Consider the following 17,890-nt stretch of genomic DNA (forward strand, 5'->3'; position numbering starts at 1 on the left):
CCGAGAACCGGGCGGCGGGGAGGCATCCCGCACCACACCCGCCGCCCCACGCCCTCCGCCCCCACCGCACCCGCCCCCCACCGCACCCGCCGCCCCCACAACACCAGCCACCCCGGCCGATCCCGCAGCCCCACCGCCACCGAACCGCTGCTCACCTTCTACGGTTGCTCCGAGTCCGAGACCACCCACCGGCCCGACGGTCGGAGGCGCCCCGGACGCCCGAAACGCCGCAACTCCCGGACGGAGCAGCCATGACCGCACCCCACCCCGACCCGACCGGCGACGCAGCCCTCGCGCTGCGCGCCGCCGAAGCCGGCGCCGAAGCCGTCCGGGCCCACCCGTGGCACGGCGTCGAGAAGCACGACAAGGGCGGCGGCGACTTCGCCACCGCCGCCGACCTCGCCGCGGAGCGCGCCATCCTCGACGTGCTCCGCGCCGCCCGCCCGCAGGACGCCTGCACCGGTGAGGAGAGCGGCAGCGGCGGCGCGGCCGACGCCCCCCGCCGCTGGCTGGTCGACCCGCTCTGCGGAACGCTCAACTACGCGGTCGGCACCCACCTGGTCGGCGTCAACGTCGCCCTGCGCGAGGACGGCCGGACCACCGCCGCCGCGACCGCCGACCCGTACACCGGCGAGACGTACTGGACGGACGGCGAGCGGGCGTACCTCCGCCACGGCGGCGCCGACACCCCGCTGGCCCCGTCCGCCGGGTCCCGGCTGGTCGACCTCAACCTCGACCCGCCCTACCCGAACGCCCCGGAGATCCGGGTCGCCCGGCTGCTCACCGAACCGGACTTCGAGGCGGAGTTCCGTCCCCGGGTGGTGTCCAGCACGATCGCGGTGGCCTGGGTCGCGGCCGGCCGCCGCGCCGCCTACCTGACGGACGGTCACCTCGCCGACAGCGTGCACTTCGCCGCGGGCATCGCGCTCTGCCGGGCGGCCGGCTGCACCGTCACCGACCTCCGGGGCGAACCGCTGCACAGCGGCGGGGGCGGACTGGTCGTCGCCGCCGACGCCAGGACGCACGCCCGCCTGTTGGAGCTGATCGAACGCCAACGGAGCGGCGGCGTACGCCAGTAAGCCCGCTACGCGCCCTGGTGATCCGGAGCGAAGAACGGCAGTCTTGGCCGCGCACCGTCACCTCGCCCCGCATCATCTGAGGCACCCAGCACCACATGAGCCGCCCCCACGAACCGCCATCCCCCACCAACACGCCCCCACGACCCCGCCCCCACGACCCGCCACAGCCCGGCCCGACCCGACCGCCCGCCGACCCGCCCCGGAGGCCCGCATGGTGTTCCACAGCGACTACCCGTCCGTCGCCCCGCTGGACCTGCCGATCCACGAGGCCGTCCTCGGCGGCTGCGCCGACGGTGAGCACGCCGACCGGCCCGCGCTGATCGACGGCCTGACCGGACGGAGCGTCAGCTACCGGGAACTGGACACCGGTACCAGGCGGGTCGCGGCGGGCCTGGCCGAGGCGGGCGTCGGCAAGGGCGAGGTGGTGGCGCTGTTCAGCCCCAACTCGCTCGCCTACCCGCTGGCGTTCTACGGCGCGACCCGCACCGGCGCGACCGTCACCCCGGTCAGCTCGCTCGCCACCGCCGAGGAGCTGGCCGGGCAGCTGCGCGACTCCGGCGCCCGCTGGATCATCACCGTCGCGGCCTTCCTGCCGGTCGCCCGCGAGGCCGCCGCCGCGCACCCGGTGGCGGAGATTTTCGTCTGCGACCCCGCCGAGGGGCACCGCTCGCTCGCCGACCTGGCCGCCGGCTCCGCCCCGGAGCCGCAGCCCGTCCTCGACCCGGCCGCCGACCTGGCCGTGCTGCCGTACTCCAGCGGCACCACCGGCCTGCCCAAGGGCGTGATGCTCACCCACCGCTCGGTCTCCACCAACCTCGCCCAGGTCGACACCCTGCTCGGCCCGACCCCGGGCGAACGCATCCTCGCGGTCCTGCCGTTCTTCCACATCTACGGCCTGACCGCGCTGCTCAACCGCCCGCTGCGGGCCCGCTCCACCATCGTCGTGCTGCCCCGCTTCGACCTGGAGCAGTTCCTGACGGCCATCCAGGAGCACCGGATCGAGGCGGTGTACGTGGCTCCGCCGATCGTCCTCGCGCTGGCCAAGCACCCGCTGGTCGACCGCTACGACCTGTCCTCGATCCGGCACGTGCTCAGCGCCGCCGCCCCGCTGGACGCCGAGCTCGCCGCCGCCTGCGCCCGCCGCCTCGGCCTGCCGCACCTGCTGCAGGGCTACGGCATGACGGAACTCTCCCCGGTCACCCACGTTGTCCCGCCGAACGACCCGCACCCGCCGGTCGGCACCGTCGGCCGTCTCGTCCCCGGCACCGAACTGCGGGTGATCGCCCTCGACCGGCCCGGCCCCCGGTCGGCCCAGGAGCCCGGTCACGAGCTCGGTCACCGGCCCGGCCGCGACCTCGGCCCCGGCGAGGACGGCGAACTGCTGTTCCGCGGCCCGCAGGTGATGAAAGGTTACTTCGGCCGGGACTCCGAGACCGCCGCGATCATCGACCAGGACGGCTGGCTGCACACCGGAGACGTCGGCCACGTCGACGCCGACGGCTACCTGTTCGTCGTCGACCGGGTCAAGGAGCTGATCAAGTACAAGGGCTACCAGGTCGCCCCGGCCGAACTGGAGGCCGTGCTGCTCACCCACCCGGGCATCGCCGACGCCGCCGTGGTCGGCGTCACCGACGCCGAGGGCACCGAGCGCCCCAAGGCGTACGTGGTGCCCGCGTTCGGCTGCGAGCTGGCCGAGCAGGAGGTGGCGGAGTACGTGGCCCGCCGGGTCGCTCCGTACAAGAAGGTGCGCGAGGTGGAGTTCATCGAGGCGGTGCCGAAGTCCGCCAGCGGCAAGATCCTCCGCCGCGAGCTGCGCGAGCGCGCCAAGCGCGGCTGACACCAGGGACCCACAGGGACCCGTCCGAAGAAGCCCCGGCCCGGCGGCTTCCGCACGAGGGTCCGGCGGCGGCTCCCGCACATAGGATCGGTTCCCGGCGCCCCGGCACCCCGGGGGCCGAACCCGCCGAGCAGGAGCCGCCGATGCCGACCAGCACCCCCGCCGCCCGCACCCCCCAGCAGGACCGCAGCCGCGCCACCCGCCGCCGGCTGCTGGAAGCGGCGGTGGAGTGCCTGGCCGAGGTCGGCTGGAACGGCTCCACGGTGCTCGTGGTCGCCGAACGGGCCGGCGTCACCCGCGGCGCCGCCCAGCACCACTTCCGCACCCGCGAGGACCTGTTCACCGCCGCCGTCGAGCACGTCGCCGCCGAGCGGCTGGCCGCCGTCCTCGCGCACGTCGAACGGCTGCCGCCGGCCGGCCCGGCCCGCACCGAGGCCGTGGTCGAGATGATCGTCCGGCTGTACACCGGCCCGCTGTTCCGGGCCGCCCTGCACCTCTGGGTGGCCGCCGCCACCGAGGACCCGCTGCGCGAGCGGATCGTGAGCCTGGAGAACCACATCGGCCGGGAGGCGCACCGCGCCGCCGTCGAGTGCCTGGGCGCGGACGAGAGCGCCACCGGCGTCCGGGAGACCGTCCAGGCCACCCTCGACCTGGCCCGCGGCCTGGGCCTGGCCAACCTGCTCACCGACGACGGCCCGCGCCGGGCCGGCATCGTCCGCCAGTGGTCCCGCCTGCTCGACGCCGCCCTGGCCGCTCCGGGCCCGGGCCCGGCCCCCACTCCCGACGCCGTCCCCGGAGCCACCCCGAACGCCTCGTGATCAAGCCGTGACCTGCTGGGACACCGCGCTGACCGGCCGCGACGCGCCGTCCGGCGGACCGCACCGGCAGATCGCCACCGCGCCCTTGCCCGGAAAGGCCCGAATCCACCAGACTCGCCTTTTCGGTCCGACCGCCCGCCCGACCACCAGTCGCCAGCGTGCTGCCGGACGTGCAGTCTGGTGGAAGCCGGAACGACCGGCGGCACCGGGGAAGGTACGTACCGGGCAGGTGGCCAACTGAGCACGCACGGGTTCGAACAGACGCCCGACCACGACGCGGCGGGCGCCGCTTCCGCGCGCCTGGCCGGGCACCGCCTGGTCCCGCTGGCCACCGCGCTGGTCCAGGAGGACGGCCGGGTCCTGCACTGGAGCGAGGAGGCCGAGGCCCTCACCGGCTGGACCGCCGAGGAGGCGATCGGCTCCTACCCGGCCCGGCTGCTGCTCCCCGAGGAGGCCCGGGAGGCCGGCCAGAAGCTGTTCCGCCAACTGGTGGCCGGCCGCGGCTGGTCCGGCACCCACCGGGTCCGCCGCCGGGACGGCTCCGACGTCGAGCTGGAGTTCCACACCTACCCGATCACCGGCCCGGACGGCAGCACCCTGCTGCTCGCCACCGCCTCCGACGTGCACGCCCTGCGCGAGGTCGAGTCCGACCTCGCCGTGCTGGACGGCTTCTTCACCCAGTCCCCGATCGGCCTCGCCGTCTACGACACCGACCTGCGCTTCGTCCGGCTGAACGCCGCGCTGGCCCGGATCAACGGCCTCACCGTCGAACAGCACCTCGGCCGCCGGATCTCCACCGTGCTGCCCGGCATCAACACCGCCGAGGTCGAGGCCGTGATGCGGCAGGTGCTCACCACCGGCAGGCCCGTCATCGACGCCCGCTCGCACGGCCGCGTCCCCGGCGACCCGCGCCGCGACCGGGCCTGGTCGGCGTCCTACTTCCGGCTGGAGGACTCCACCGGCCGGGTGCTCGGCGTCTCCTCCTCGATCATCGACGTCACCGAGCGCTTCCAGGCCGAGGCCCGCGCCGCCCGCGCCCAGGAGCGGCTCACCCTGCTGGCCTCCGCCAGCGCCCGCATCGGCACCACCCTCGACCTGCGGCGCACCGCCGAGGAACTGGTCGAGGCGGTGATCCCGCGGTTCGCCGACTTCGCCACCGTCGACCTGCTGGAGCCGGTGCTGCGCGGCGAGGAGCCCGCCCCGATCCAGCCCGAGAAGCCCATCGAGGTCCGCGCCGTCGCGGTCGGCGAGGCCTACGGCTCCGGCCTGACCGGTGCCGCCGATCAGGTCGGCGGCACCACCGAGTACGGTGCCCACCGGGTCTACACCCAGTGCCTGCGCTCCGGCCGCCCGCTGCTGAAGGCGCACGTCGACGAGGAGGTGCTGCGCGGACTCGTCCCCGACCCGGACCGGGTCGCGCCCGGCCTCGCCGCCGGCATCCACTCGTACCTGCTGGTGCCGCTGATCGCCCGCGGCATGGTGCTCGGCGGCGCCGAGTTCGTCCGCACCCGCAACCCCGAGCCGTTCGGCGCCGCCGACGTCTCGCTCGCCGAGGAACTGGTCGCCCGCGCCGCCCTCGCCATCGACAACGCCCGGCTCTACCGGCGCGAGCGCGAGACCGCCCTCACCCTGCAGCGCAGCCTGCTGCCGCAGGAGATCCACCGCACCCTCGGTCTGGAGATCGCCCACCGCTACCTGCCCTCCAGCGTGGTCAGCGAGGTCGGCGGCGACTGGTTCGACGTCGTCCCGCTCTCCTGCGGACGGGTCGCCCTGGTGGTCGGCGACGTGATGGGCCACGGCATCCGGGCCGCCGCCACGATGGGCCAACTGCGCACCGTCGCCCGCACCCTGGCCACCCTCGACCTGCCGCCCGAACAGGTCCTCGGCCGCCTGGACGAGACCGCCTCGGCGATCGGCGACGGCCAGTTCGCCACCTGCGTCTGCGCCGTCTACGACCCCGTCGACCGCAGCTTCGTGATCGCCTCGGCCGGCCACCTCCCGCCCGTCCGGGTCGACCCCGACGGCAGCACCCACGTCGTCCACCTGCCGCCCGGCGTCCCGCTCGGCGTCGGTGGCGGCGCCTTCGAGTCCACCGAGTTCACCCTCCCGGTCGGCTCCACCTTCGCGCTCTACACCGACGGCCTGGTCGAACGGCGCGGCCGCGACCTGGACGAGGGCATCGACCTGCTCGCCCGCACCCTCTCCGTCCCCGGCCACACCCTGGAGGAGAGCTGCGACGCCGCGCTCGCCGCGCTGGTCACCGACGGCACCGAGGACGACATCGCCATGATCATGGCGCGGGTGCTGCCCGTCCCGTCCGACCGGATCGCCACCCTGCTGCTCCCCGGCGAGGGCCCGCTCCCGGCCCGGGCCCGCCGCTTCACCCGCGCCACCCTGGAGAGCTGGGGCCTGTCCGCGCTCACCGACTACGCCGAACTCGTGGTCAGCGAACTCGTCACCAACGCCCTGCTGCACGCCGACGCCCCGCGCCGGCTGCGCCTGTTCCGCGACCGCACCCTCACCCTGGAAGTCTCCGACGCCGGCGGCCAACCGCCCCGCCTGCGCTCCTCCGCCGAGGAGGACGAGGGCGGCCGCGGCATCCACCTGGTCAGCGAACTCGCCCACCGCTGGGGCAGCCGCCCCACCCGGCACGGCAAGGTGGTCTGGGCCGAGATCGAACTCCCGTACCGCCAGGGCTGACCGGCCCCGCCCGCGCCGCCCGGCCCCGCCCGCGCCGCGCAGCGCTGCTCGGGCCCACCGGCCCCGGCGGCACGTCCGGCACCCGGGTGGCGGCGACCGGTCGCCGGGGCGGCGGGGCTGACGGAGAGTCGGAGAAATCCGCCCCGCCGAAAGGTCCCGCCGTGCCCGTCCGCCTCCTCGCCGCCGCCGGCCTGCTCGCCCTCGCCGCCGGAGCCGCCGCGCTCGCCCCGCCCCCGTCCCAACCCGCGTCCGCGTCCCCGTCCGCCACCGGCGACCCGGCGAGCCCGTCACCCTCCGCGCCGCCCTCGCCCTCCTCCTCGCCCTCGGACGCGCCGACCGCCCCGTCCACCGCCCCGTCCACCGTCGCGCCCACCGCCCCGCCCGCCACCACCGTGATCGCGCTGCGCGGCGCCGTGATCGACCCGAAGTACCCCGGCCGGGTCCGGGTCACCCTCGCCTACACCTGCGCCCCGGCCGAGGGGCCCCGCTCGCTGAACACCTCGGCCGAGCAGACCGACCCCACCGACCCGGCCACCGTCGCCTTCGGCGCCACCCGCACCTCGCCCACCCAGGTGACCTGCGACGGCACCGAGCAGACCCAGACCGTGGTCGTCCCGTCCAAGACCAGCAACTGGCTGCCGGGAGTGGACGCCGTCCTGATCACCACCCTCACCGACCTCGGCGCGACCCCGCCCGCCGCCGCCGACGCCCGCAAGATCCTCCTCGACCAGGCCCCCGCTACCTGACGCCACGTCAGCCGGTCAGCCGCGCCAGCCACGTCGGCCGCGCCGGTCCGCTCGGCCGCGCCGGTCGTCGGCCCCGGCGCGCCGCCCGCCCGGTACCGTCCGCGCCGCCCAGACTGGAGCGCGGACGGAAGGAACCGGATGACCACCCAGCCCACCCAGGCCGCCCCCACCACGCAGGCGCGCCGCTGGCGGGCCCTCGCGGTCTGCCTGGTCGCCGGGTTCATGACCCTGCTCGACGTGTCGATCGTCAACGTCGCCCTGCCGTCGGTCCGCGCCGGGCTGCACCTGTCCGAGGCCGGACTCCAGTGGGTGCTCTCCGGTTACTCGCTGGCCTTCGGGCTGGTCCTGGTCCCGGCCGGACGGCTCGGCGACGCGATCGGCCGCCGCCCGGTCTTCCTGGCCGGCCTCGCCCTGTTCACCGCCACCAGCGCCCTCGCCGGCGCCGCCCGCACCGAACTCTGGCTGGTCCTGGCCCGGCTGCTCCAGGGCATGGCCGGCGGGCTGCTGGTCCCGCAGGTCTCCGGTTTCATCCAGCAGCTGTTCCGCGGCGGCGAGCGGGCCCGCGCCTTCGGCCTGCTCGGCACCACCATCGGCTTCTCCACCGCCGTCGGCCCGCTGCTCGGCGGCCTGCTGATCGCCGCCTTCGGCACCGCCGAGGGCTGGCGCTGGGTGTTCTACGTCAACCTCCCGATCGGCGTCGCCGCCCTCCCGTTCGCGCACCGCCTGCTCCCCGCCCCGACCCCGGACACCTGCGCCCGCCGCGACTTCGACCCGGTCGGCGTGCTGCTGCTCGGCACGGGGACGGTGCTGCTGCTCCTGCCCCTGGTCCAGGCGCAGTGGCACGACGCCCGCAAGTGGCTGCTGCTGGCCGGTGCGGCGGCGGTGCTGGCGGCCTTCACCGGCTGGGAGCGCCGGTACGCCCGGCGGCACGAACCGCTGGTCCACCCGGCGCTGTTCCGCACCCGGTCCTTCACCTCCGGCTCGCTGGTGTCGCTGCTGTACTTCGCCGGGTTCACGGCCGTGTTCTTCGTCTTCACGCTCTACCTGCAGTCCGGCCGCCACTACAGCGCCCTGCAGGCCGGTCTCGCCATCACCCCCTTCGCTCTCGCCTCGGCCGTCGCCTCCACCGTCGGCGGCCGCCTGGTCACCCGCCACGGCCGCCGCCTGATCGCCGCCGGCCTGCTCACCGTCACCGTCGGCCTCGCCCTCGCCGCCCTCGCCGTCCACCTCTTCGACGGCCCCGAGGTCGGCTGGGCCACCGCCCTGCCCCTGCTGCTGGCCGGCACCGGCAGCGGCCTGGTGGTCTCCCCGAACCAGGCCCTCACCCTCGCCGACGTCCCCGTCAGCCGGGCCGGCAGCGCCGGCGGCGTCCTCCAGACCGCCCAACGCATCGGCTCCGCGGCCGGCATCGCCACCGTCGGCGCCACCTTCTTCACCCACCTCCGCACCCCCGCCGACTACCCGGCCGCCTTCCAACTCAGCCTCGCCGTCGTCCTGGCCTTCGTCCTCCTCGCCCTGGCCGCCGCACTGCGAAACTGACCCCCCGTCACCCCCCGGCAACCCCCCGGGAGCAGAGGCCCGCAGACCGGCCCCGCTCGCCCGCGTGCCGTGTCGAGGCGTGACTTCACCGGCCCGCGTGCCGTGTCGAGGCGTCACTCCGCTTGCCCGCAGCCGGCCGAAGTCATGGCGCCGGGCCGAGGCGCGACCCTATGTTGTGCATCGGCAATTTCGCCGTATCCCTGTCAACCAAGGCACGTGGGGGTTTTCTGTGACCGAGAACGAGGTCGTCCTGGTCGTCGGCAGCGGTGTGCGCCGCTACCGCGAGTACCTGCTGGCGGGCGCGGCGCGCCGTCATCCGGTCTGGCTGCTGGACGCGGCCGAGCCCGGGTGGCAGCTGCCGTACGTCGAGGGGGCCGAGGTGGTCGAGCTGCTCGACCGGGCGCGGCTGATACCGGACGAGGCGGGCCTCTTCGCGGCGGCCGACCGGGTGGCCGGGCGGCGGAAGGTCGCCGGGGTGTTCAGCTACGACGAGACGCTGGTGATGGCCACCGCGCGGATCGCCGAGCGGCTGGGCCTGCCGGGGATGTCCGTCGAGGGCGCGGACAACTGCCGGAACAAGCACCGCACCCGGCAGGCGCTGACCGCCGCCGGACTGCCGCAGCCCCGGTTCGCGCTGGTCGGGACGGTCGAGCAGGCGCGCGAGGCGGCGGCGGACATCGGCTTCCCGCTGGTGCTCAAGCCGCGCGGCATGGGCGCCAGCATCGGGGTGGTCCGGGTCGACTCGGTGGCGGAGCTGGACGCGGCGTTCACGGTCGCCGAGCGGGCCGGGCACGGTGGCGCCCCGGCCTACGAAGGCGGCGTCCTGCTGGAGGAGTTCGTCCATGGTCCGGAGATCAGCGTCGACGGCGCCTCGCACGGCGGGGAGTACCGCCCGTTCTTCCTGGCCCACAAGACGACCGGCCCGGAGCCGTACTTCGAGGAGATCGGCCACCTGGTCGACTCGGTCGACCCGCTGCTCGCCGACCCGGAGCTGCTGCGGGTGCTGACCGAGGCGCACCGCGTCCTCGGGGTGTCCGACGGGGTGACCCACACCGAGCTGAAGCTGACCCCCAGGGGGCCGGTGATCGTCGAGGTGAACGGCCGGCTCGGCGGCGACCTGATCCCGTACCTGGGCAAGCTGGCCTCCGGCCTGGACCCGGCCGCGATCGCCACCGAGCTGTCCCTGGGCCGCCGACCGGAGCTGACGCCCGGCACGGCGCAGACGGTCGGCATCCGCTTCCTCTGCCCCGAGCAGGACAGCGTGATCGAGTCGGTGGAGGTCCCGGCCGCGGGCGAACTGCCCGGACTGCTGGAGGCCGCGGCCATCGTCGAACCCGGCACCGTGCTGCGGCTGCCCCCGCGCGGCTACCTCGGCCGGTACGCGTACGTGATCTGCGCGGCCGACGACCCGCGGACCTGCGCGGAACGCCTCGACCGGGCCGCCGCGGCGGTGCTGCTCAAGGCCACGGCCGTGACGGACTGACGCCGGGCCGCGCTGACCCCGCCCGGCCTTGCCCGCCCCCGCCCGGCCTTGCCCGCCCCCGCCCGACCTCGCCCGGCCAGGCCCGGGGCGGCCCCGCCCGGCCCGGCGCCAGTCCGCCCCCGCCCGGTCACGGCCGGATGCCGATGGCGACGACGGCCGGCTCCAGGGCGACCACGCCCCAGAGCCGACCCGCCGGGATCGGCAGGCAGTGCCGGGCCGGCACGGTGGTGCCGCCGCCGGTGCCCAGATGGTGCAGGACGATCCGGCCGCTGAGGACGGCGAGCCGCAGCCGGTGCTCGACGACGACGGTGCGGAAGGGGTCGGCGGTGCCGAGCGGGACCGGCGGGCCGAAGCCCTCGCGCAGGTCCGGGAGCACGGCGCACGGCCGGGGGCGCCAGGCGAGCTGGGCGGCCAGCTCACAGTCGGCCAGTTCGGCGAGCTGCCGGATCTGCTCCGCGCCCTGGGCCAACTCCCGGGCCACCGAAGCCCCGTGGTCGCGGGCCACGGCGACGAGAGCATCGATCCGCGCCCCGCGCACCCCCTCCGGCGGGCCGTACGGTGCCCGGGCGGCGCCCCGGCGTGGCGGTGGCGGGCACAGTGCCGCCAGCCTGGCCGACCGGACCGAGGCGACCCGCAGGCCCAGCCAGGCGGCGGCACCGGTGAGCAGGAACTGCGCACCGGGGCTGCGCCGGGCGCCCTCCAGGTAGTTGCGCAACGCCAGCGCCGTCGGCAGGTAGAAGTTCCAGTACTGCCCCGGATCGAACAACTCTCCTGCCGTCAGCCGAAGTTCACGCATCATCAGGCCGCCCGCGGTGCCGCGCCCGGCCGGGCCGGGGCCACCGGACAGCGCCAGCTGCGCGGCCATCGCCCGGCCCGCGGCGGCCGGGTCGACGGCGGCGACGGCGGCGGCCGGCGCCAGCTCCGCCCGGTCCAGGCCGCGGCCGAGGGAGTGGCGGAGCCACAGCTCGGCGTCCGCACCGGTGCCGCCGTCCGGCAGGAGTGGGAGCGAGCGCGCGGCCCTCGGCGCGGACGTGCCGAAGGACTGCTCCCACAGGCGGGGGAGGGCCGCCGCGGCGCTGCGGCGGTGGCGGGCGGAGCGGGCGGAGCGATGGTCCGGGTCGCCGGGACCGCAGCGACAGCGGACCAAGGTCGGGTTGAGCGCCTCGTGGGCGGCGAACAGCAGCCGCTGCGCCGTGAGGGGGTCGGCCGCCCCGCCGGGGTCGGCCAGGGGGGTCGGACCGGCGGGGCGGGGGAAGGCCGGGCGGGCGTGCGGACCGGGATGGATTCCGGGGGCGGCCGGGTGCAGGAGTCGGCTCAGCTCGAAGGCCTCGACCGAAGCCGAGAGAGGGTGCTCGGCCCATTCGGTGGACATCTCGTCTCCGTGGCATCGGGGGCTCACAGCCTAGGAACCCGGCGGCATGTGCACGGCGAGGCGTGGGTATTCGGGCGGCCCCAAAGCGGGTAGATGTCCGATTTCTTGCGGTCTGTCAAATGCTCGTGTTTGCGCCAGGCGGTGACACGACCACTCCAGGGCCCTTCCGGCGCCCCTCGAGTGCGGCCAGGGTGAGGGCACGGCACGCGGGTCGGCCACCGCGACTGACAGGTGGTCAGGAACCCACGCGTGCCTGCGACGTGAGGGGGGAACGTTGGCGCACATCCTTGCGCTCATCGCGGGTGCGGTCGGCGTGTCGTCCGGTACCGGCGACACCGGCTGGGGCTGAGCCTTCCGGCCACTGGGCCCCGCCCGCCGCGGGACCGGCGCGGCGGGCGGCACCCCATTTCGACAGACGGCCGGCGGAGATCCCGCCGCGCCGATCACGCCTCTGCACAAGGAAAGAAGCATGGAACATCAGGACGTCGAAGTACTGGCCGTCGGAGCGGGGCCGTCCAACCTGGCCCTGGGCGTGGCCCTGGAGGAGCTGGCCCCGGAGGAGCTGGCCGGCGACACGCTGCTCGTCGAGCAGGGCGACTGCGTGGCCTGGCAGCGCGGGATGCTGCTGCCCTGGTCGCAGAGCCAGGTCTCGTTCATCAAGGACTTCGTGACCCTGCGCAACCCGCGCAGCCGGTTCTCCTTCCTCAACTACCTCCACGAGAACGACCGGTTGGACGACTTCGTCAACCTGGGCACGTTCACCCCCTACCGCAGCGAGATCTCCGGCTACCACCGCTGGGTGGCCGAGTCCTTCGAGAAGGTGCGGGTCCGCTACAACAGCCGCTGCACCTCCGTCGAGCCGCGCCGCGACGGCGCCGGGGCGCTGGTCGGCTGGCTGGTCCGGCTCGCCGACGGGTCCACCGTCGGCGCCCGCCACCTGGTGTTCGGCTCGGGCCGGGACGCGCTGGTGCCGGAGGTGTTCGCCGGCCTGCCGGCGGCCAAGGTCGTCCACAGCACCCAGTACCTGCCGCGGATCGCCGAGCTGTCCAAGGACCTCCCGTACCGGGTCGTCGTGGTCGGCGGCGCGCAGAGCGCGGGCGAACTCTTCCACTCCGTCCAGGACGAGCTGCCGCACTGCCGGCCGACCTGGGTGATGCGCTCGATCGGCCTGAACAGCTACGAGAACAGCAAGTTCACCAACGAGCTGTTCTACCCGTCCTTCACCGACGAGTTCTTCGCGGCCGACGCCCCGGCCCGTACGCAGCTGCTGCGCGAGATGCACCGCACCAACTACGCCGGACTGGCCCCGGACTTCCTGGAGACGCTCTACCGCCAGTTCTACAACCAGCGGCTGACCGGCGGCGACCGGCTGGCCATGCGCACCATGACGGACATCACCGCCGCCCGGATGGACGACGACGAGGTGGTGCTCGAACTGAGCAACCGCCGCACCGGGGAGCGCGAGGAGCTCCGGGCCGACCTGGTGCTGCTCGGCACCGGCTTCGTGCCCGAGATGCCGCGGCTGCTCCGCGACCTGGCCGCCGACCTCGGGGTGCAGCACTTCGACGTGACCCGCGCCTACCGCTGGGACCTCGGCCAGGACACCGCCGCGACCGTCCACCTGCAGGGCGTCAACGAGGCCACCCACGGCATCTCCGACTCGCTGCTCAGCGTGCTCGCCCGGCGCTCCTCGGAGATCACCGCCGACCTCCTCGCCCGGCGCGGCACCGCCCCCGGCGTGCTGATCCCGTCCCAGGGCACGGCCGCGCCCGCGGCCGCCTGAGCCGCTGCCCCGAGAACCCACCGGAAGAGACAGGAAGACCCCATGGAGATCCACCCGCTGGACCGCGACCGGCTGAAGCACGAGAACGGGCTCGACGCCCAGCGACTGCTGCCGTGGGCGGCGCTCAACGCCCCCTTCGAAGGGTCCTGGTGCGTGATCCGCCCCGGCACCGCCTCCACCGCGCACGCCCACCACGAGTACGAGATCTTCATCGCCGTCGGCGGCGAGGCGTTCCTGGAGTCCGAGGGCGGCCGGGAGCCGTTCCGGGTCGGCGACGTCGTGCACTTCCGGCCCGGCCAGGAGCACCGGGTCGTGAACGAGAGCGACCAGGACTTCGAGATGTACAGCATCTGGTGGGACGAGGACATGTCGGCGCGCTTCGGCGCCCGGCACCGGGACGAGGCCTGAGATGCCCGAACCCCGAGGCGCCCGCCGCACCGTCGTCATCGCCCCGCCGCCCACCCCCAACGGCGACCTGCACGTCGGCCACCTGGCCGGCCCCTACCTCGCCTGCGACGTCTACGCCCGCTACCTGCGGGCGGTCGGCCGGGACGTGCTGTACGCGACCGGCACCGACGACAGCCAGACCTACGTGGTCGCCACCGCCCGCCGCCGGGGCACCACCCCGCAGGCCCTCGCCGAACGCTCCTGGACGGAGATCCGCGACACCCTGGCCGCTACCGGCATGGCCGTCGACGGCTTCGCCCCGTTCGACGACGGCTACCGCCGCACCGTGCTGGACTTCGTCGAGGCCCTGCACGAGGCGGGCAGGTTCGAGCTGCGCACCGTGCGCTTCCCCTACGCGGAGCGGACCGGCGAGTACCTGATGGAGGGGCTGGTCGCCGGCGAGTGCCCGGTCTGCCTCGCCGAGAGCCGCGGCGGACTCTGCGAGGGCTGCGGCCACCCCAACAACTTCGACGAGCTGATCGACCCGCGCTCCACCGTCGACCCGGACGAGGTGCTGACCACCCGGGAGGCGACCGTCCTGGTCCTCCCGATGGAGCGCTACCGCGACGAGCTGACCGCCTACTACCGGAGCAGCGCCGTCCACCTGCGGCCGCACACCCGGCAGCTGGTGCGCGAGGCACTGGCCCGGCCGCTGCCCGACTTCCCGATCACCTACCCGACGCCCTGGGGCATCCCGGCGCCGTTCGCCGAGACGCCGGGGCAGACGGTCAACGCCTGGGTCGAGGGCATGCCGGCCTCGATGTACTGCACCGCCCACGCCGCCCGGGAGAGCGGCGAGGAGCCCGGCGGCAACGACGAGCTGTGGAAGACCGCCCACGACGTGGAACTGGTCTACTTCCTGGGCTTCGACAACGTCTACTTCTGGGGGATGACCCACCTCGCGCTGCTGATGGCGCACGGGGACAGGTACATCCGCCCCGCCGCGATCGTCAGCAACGAGTTCTACGAGCTGGAGCACGAGAAGTTCTCCACCAGCAAGGGCCACGTGGTCTGGGGCCGCGACCTGGCCGCCGAGGTCCCCAGGGACCTGATGCGGTTCTACCTGGCGCTGACCGCGCCGGAGCACCAGCGCACCAACTTCGGCCGGGCCGCCCTCGACAAGATCACCGCCGAACGGCTCACCGGCCCCTGGAACGACCTGGCCGGCCGGATCACCAAGGCCCTCGCCGACCTGGGCGCCACCGGCGCCGAGGGCGCCCGGCTGCCGGTGTCGGCCGAGGCCCGCCGACGGGCGGCCGCCATGGTGGAGCGGTTCTCGCACAGCTACGAACTGGCCGGCTTCAGCCTCGCCCGGGCCGCCGACCTGATCGTCGAACACCTCGGCCGGCTGCGCGGACGCTCCCTCGCCCTGGAGACCACGCCCGCCGAACAGCTGCCCGCCCGGCTCGGCGACCTCCTGCTGGAGAGCCGGACCCTGGTCGCCGCGGCCGCGCCGATCCTGGCCGACCTCGCCGCCGCGACCCTGCGCGACGGCGTCGACGGACGGCTCCACGCCGAGGCGGTGGACGTGGCGGAGATCGCCCCGTTCCCGCTGCCGCCGCTCGGCAACGCCCCCGGCCTGGGCTGACGGCGTGCCGCACACCGCTCCCCGGACCCCCCGCCCCGCCGCCCGGCCCCGGGTCACCGTCGTCGGCGGCGGGGTGGTCGGCCTGCTCACCGCCCACGAGTGCGCCCGCGCGGGCGCACAGGTCACCCTGCTCGACGCCGCCGACCTGCCCAACCCGCACGGTGCCTCGTACGACCGCCACCGGATCCTGCGCGCCCTGTACCCGGGGGACCCGGCCGCCACCGGCGCGGCCACGGCCGCCACCGCCCGCTGGGCGGAGCTGTCCGCGCTGATCGCCGACCGGGTACCGGGGCCCGCGCCGCTGCTGCGCACCGGCGCCCTCACGGTGCTGGAGCCCGAACGGGCCCGGGCCGCGGCCGACACCCTCGCCGCGGCCGGCGCCCCGGTCCGGCTCCTGGACGACCCCCGCCGCAGCCACCCGCCGCTCAGGCCGGAGCGCGGCCGGGCGGGCGTGCTGGAACCGGACGGCGGAATCCTGCTGGCCGACCGGGTCCTGCACGGGCTGACCGCGCTGCTGCGCGAGCAGCCCGGGGTGACGCTGCGGGCCCGCGCCCGGGTGGCCGGCCTGGACCCGGACCGCGGCACCGTCCGGCTCGCCGACGGCGAACCGGTGCCCGGCGACCGGATCGTGGTCTGCGCCGGGCCCTGGTCGCGCGCCCTGCTGCCGCCGGAGGCCACCCGGGGCCTGCGGCTGTACCGGCAGACCCAGCTGTACTGCGCGGACCACGCGGTGCTCGACCCGGCCTTGGCCGCCCTGCCCGCGGTCCCCGCGCTCGGCGGCCCGCACGGCGCCTGGCTGGTGCCCCCGGCCGGCGGCACCCCGCTCAAGCTGAGCGCGGCCTCCGCCTGCCGGCCGGTCGACCGGATCGACGGCCGGGCCGCACCGGCCCCGCTGCGCGAACACCTCACCGAACTGTTCCGCGACCTGCTCGACGGCTTCCGGGCGGACTGGGTGACCGGCGCCCAGGACGCCTACTACCTGGCCGAGGAGTCCACCCACGGCCCCCGGCTGGTGGAACTCCGCCCCGGCCGGGCCTGGGCGTTCGCGGCCTGCGGCGGCGGCTCCTTCAAACTCGCCCCGCTGATCGCCCGGTCGCTGGCCGAACGGGCCCTGGACCTGCCGGTCGCGCCCACCGGCCTCGCCCACCTCGACGCCGGCGCGACCCCCTCCACCACCACCGTCCCGCACACGTCAGGAATTCGATGACTGCCCCCCCGAGCGCGTCCCGCAAGGGTGCGAACCGCGCCGAGAAGCTGCTGCTCCCCGCCACCTTCATCACCTGCCTGGGGAACAGCATCCAGCTCACCGCCGCCTCGCTGCTGGTGGTGCAGGCCGAGCGGACCGCCCTCTCGGTGGGATGGCTGTTCATCGCGGTCGCCATCCCGCAGGTGCTGCTCTCGGTCTGGTTCGGACGGCTGGCCGACCGCTTCGACCGCCGGCTGCTCTGCCTGCTCTGCGACCTGCTCAGCATGCTCGCGGCGCTGGCCCTGCCGGTCTGGCTGCTGCTCGACGGGCCCACCGGCACCGCCGTCTACGTCACCAACTTCGCGCTGTCACTGGTGGCCGCACTGTTCATGCCGGCCAGCAACGCCCTGATCAAGGAACGGGTGCGGCCCGAGCGGATCGGCAGGTTCAACGCGGCCTACGAGGTGGCGACCCAGGCCGGGACCCTGATCTCGGCCTCGGTCGGCGGCTTCCTGGTCCAGCTCTTCGGCACCCAGCCGCTGTTCTTCTTCAACGGGCTGACCTTCCTGGCCTCCGCGCTCTGCTGGCTGCTGCTCGGCCGCCGGCCGCACACCACCCCGGACCAGGCTCCGGCCGCGGGCGGCGGGCCCGCCGCCGAAGCCGCCGCGACCGTCCCCCGGCGCGCCCCGCTGGCCCGGCTCGGCCTGCTCTACGCCCTCGGGAACGTGGTCATCACCGCCAGCAACACCCTGATCGTGGTCCTGGTGGTGCAGGGCTTCCACCAGAAGGCCGGCGTGCTCGGCGTGGTCGACGCCCTCGCCGGGGTCGGCTTCACCGTCGCGGCGGTGCTGTACGCCCGGTTCAGCGTCCGGATCGGCAACCTCGGGCTGGCGCTGCTCGGCTACCTCGGCTGCGCCGGGCTGATCACGCTGGAGCCGCTGTTCGGGGTCGGCGGGCTGATGCTGCTGCTGCCGTGCGGCGCGCTCACCTTCGGCCTGGCCCGGATCTCGGCCCGGACCCTGCTGCTCACCGAGGTCGAGGACCGCCGGGCGGGGTCCGTCTTCGGCGCCACCAACGCCTTCGGCCTGGCCATCAGCGCCGGCGCCACGCTCGGCCTGTCGGTGCTCTCCGACCACAGTCGGATCAGGAACGGCTACTTCGGCCTGGCCGTGCTGATCGGCGGCGCGGCCGCACTGACGGTCCTCTCGCTCCGCGGTTGGAACCACCGCCGGAAGCCGGCCGCCGAGGACAGCGCCGACCCGGCCCTCGAACCCGCGCTCTGACGTCGGCCGCCCCGACGCCGACCACCCTG

General features: G+C 75.2%; 13 protein-coding genes. 12 read left to right on the top strand and 1 reads right to left on the bottom strand.

Annotated features, from left to right (window positions below):
• The first annotated feature begins 251 nt into the window (after window positions 1–251).
• The 7 genes from ACIOHG_RS19210 to ACIOHG_RS19240 all read left to right on the top strand — a co-directional run bounded on the left by ACIOHG_RS19210 (window position 252) and on the right by ACIOHG_RS19240 (window position 10,202).
• The gene (locus ACIOHG_RS19210) at window positions 252–1,079 is read left to right on the top strand and encodes an inositol monophosphatase family protein (protein ID WP_400951922.1); all 828 of its coding nucleotides are present in this window, start codon (window positions 252–254) and stop codon (window positions 1,077–1,079) included.
• Between the two features lie 211 nt (window positions 1,080–1,290).
• Window positions 1,291–2,916 (top strand): 4-coumarate--CoA ligase family protein, encoded by a 1,626-nt coding sequence (locus tag ACIOHG_RS19215; RefSeq protein ID WP_400951924.1) that lies wholly within the window; start codon window positions 1,291–1,293, stop codon window positions 2,914–2,916.
• Between the two features lie 143 nt (window positions 2,917–3,059).
• A complete protein-coding gene (locus ACIOHG_RS19220) occupies window positions 3,060–3,734 on the top strand; it encodes a TetR/AcrR family transcriptional regulator (protein ID WP_400951926.1) in 675 nt (224 codons plus the stop codon).
• A 180-nt stretch (window positions 3,735–3,914) separates the two neighbouring features.
• On the top strand, window positions 3,915–6,434 hold the full coding sequence (locus ACIOHG_RS19225; protein WP_400951928.1) for a SpoIIE family protein phosphatase: 2,520 nt from the start codon (window positions 3,915–3,917) through the stop codon (window positions 6,432–6,434).
• A 161-nt stretch (window positions 6,435–6,595) separates the two neighbouring features.
• A complete protein-coding gene (locus tag ACIOHG_RS19230; RefSeq protein ID WP_400951930.1) occupies window positions 6,596–7,180 on the top strand; it encodes a hypothetical protein in 585 nt (194 codons plus the stop codon).
• Between the two features lie 138 nt (window positions 7,181–7,318).
• Window positions 7,319–8,719: an MFS transporter gene (locus ACIOHG_RS19235; protein WP_400951932.1), complete on the top strand. Its 1,401-nt coding sequence runs from the start codon at window positions 7,319–7,321 to the stop codon at window positions 8,717–8,719.
• Between the two features lie 229 nt (window positions 8,720–8,948).
• Window positions 8,949–10,202, top strand: coding sequence for an ATP-grasp domain-containing protein (locus tag ACIOHG_RS19240; RefSeq protein ID WP_400951935.1), 1,254 nt, complete (start codon window positions 8,949–8,951; stop codon window positions 10,200–10,202).
• A gap of 127 nt (window positions 10,203–10,329) precedes the next feature.
• On the opposite strand, the gene ACIOHG_RS19245 is transcribed toward ACIOHG_RS19240, so the two are convergent.
• Complete coding sequence (locus tag ACIOHG_RS19245; protein WP_400951938.1) at window positions 10,330–11,574, bottom strand: hypothetical protein; 1,245 nt, start codon at window positions 11,572–11,574, stop codon at window positions 10,330–10,332.
• Window positions 11,575–12,043: 469 nt separating this feature from the next.
• Here ACIOHG_RS19245 and ACIOHG_RS19250 point away from each other — a divergent pair, with 469 nt between their 5' ends.
• The 5 genes from ACIOHG_RS19250 to ACIOHG_RS19270 are packed head-to-tail and all read left to right on the top strand — an operon-like array spanning window position 12,044 to window position 17,861.
• Complete coding sequence (locus ACIOHG_RS19250; protein WP_400951939.1) at window positions 12,044–13,357, top strand: lysine N(6)-hydroxylase/L-ornithine N(5)-oxygenase family protein; 1,314 nt, start codon at window positions 12,044–12,046, stop codon at window positions 13,355–13,357.
• A 42-nt stretch (window positions 13,358–13,399) separates the two neighbouring features.
• Complete coding sequence (locus tag ACIOHG_RS19255; RefSeq protein WP_400951941.1) at window positions 13,400–13,765, top strand: cupin domain-containing protein; 366 nt, start codon at window positions 13,400–13,402, stop codon at window positions 13,763–13,765.
• Between the two features lies 1 nt (window position 13,766).
• On the top strand, window positions 13,767–15,392 hold the full coding sequence (locus ACIOHG_RS19260; RefSeq protein ID WP_400951942.1) for a class I tRNA ligase family protein: 1,626 nt from the start codon (window positions 13,767–13,769) through the stop codon (window positions 15,390–15,392).
• Between the two features lie 4 nt (window positions 15,393–15,396).
• Window positions 15,397–16,599: an FAD-dependent oxidoreductase gene (locus tag ACIOHG_RS19265; RefSeq protein WP_400951944.1), complete on the top strand. Its 1,203-nt coding sequence runs from the start codon at window positions 15,397–15,399 to the stop codon at window positions 16,597–16,599.
• Window positions 16,596–17,861 (top strand): MFS transporter, encoded by a 1,266-nt coding sequence (locus ACIOHG_RS19270; protein WP_400951945.1) that lies wholly within the window; start codon window positions 16,596–16,598, stop codon window positions 17,859–17,861. The genes ACIOHG_RS19265 and ACIOHG_RS19270 overlap by 4 nt, the downstream gene beginning before the upstream one ends.
• The last annotated feature ends 29 nt before the right edge of the window (window positions 17,862–17,890 follow it).

The sequence above is a fragment of the Kitasatospora sp. NPDC088134 genome, assembly GCF_044741705.1.
Lineage (GTDB): Bacteria > Actinomycetota > Actinomycetes > Streptomycetales > Streptomycetaceae > Kitasatospora.

Bases quoted from the DNA above. Each gene is read 5' to 3' on its own strand.
- ACIOHG_RS19210 (WP_400951922.1), top strand. From the start codon at position 252: ATGACCGCACCCCACCCCGACCCGACCGGCGACGCAGCCCTCGCGCTG.
- ACIOHG_RS19215 (WP_400951924.1), top strand. From the start codon at position 1,291: ATGGTGTTCCACAGCGACTACCCGTCCGTCGCCCCGCTGGACCTGCCG.
- ACIOHG_RS19220 (WP_400951926.1), top strand. From the start codon at position 3,060: ATGCCGACCAGCACCCCCGCCGCCCGCACCCCCCAGCAGGACCGCAGC.
- ACIOHG_RS19235 (WP_400951932.1), top strand. From the start codon at position 7,319: ATGACCACCCAGCCCACCCAGGCCGCCCCCACCACGCAGGCGCGCCGC.
- ACIOHG_RS19245 (WP_400951938.1), bottom strand. From the start codon at position 11,574: ATGTCCACCGAATGGGCCGAGCACCCTCTCTCGGCTTCGGTCGAGGCC.
- ACIOHG_RS19250 (WP_400951939.1), top strand. From the start codon at position 12,044: ATGGAACATCAGGACGTCGAAGTACTGGCCGTCGGAGCGGGGCCGTCC.
- ACIOHG_RS19255 (WP_400951941.1), top strand. From the start codon at position 13,400: ATGGAGATCCACCCGCTGGACCGCGACCGGCTGAAGCACGAGAACGGG.
- ACIOHG_RS19260 (WP_400951942.1), top strand. From the start codon at position 13,767: ATGCCCGAACCCCGAGGCGCCCGCCGCACCGTCGTCATCGCCCCGCCG.
- ACIOHG_RS19270 (WP_400951945.1), top strand. From the start codon at position 16,596: ATGACTGCCCCCCCGAGCGCGTCCCGCAAGGGTGCGAACCGCGCCGAG.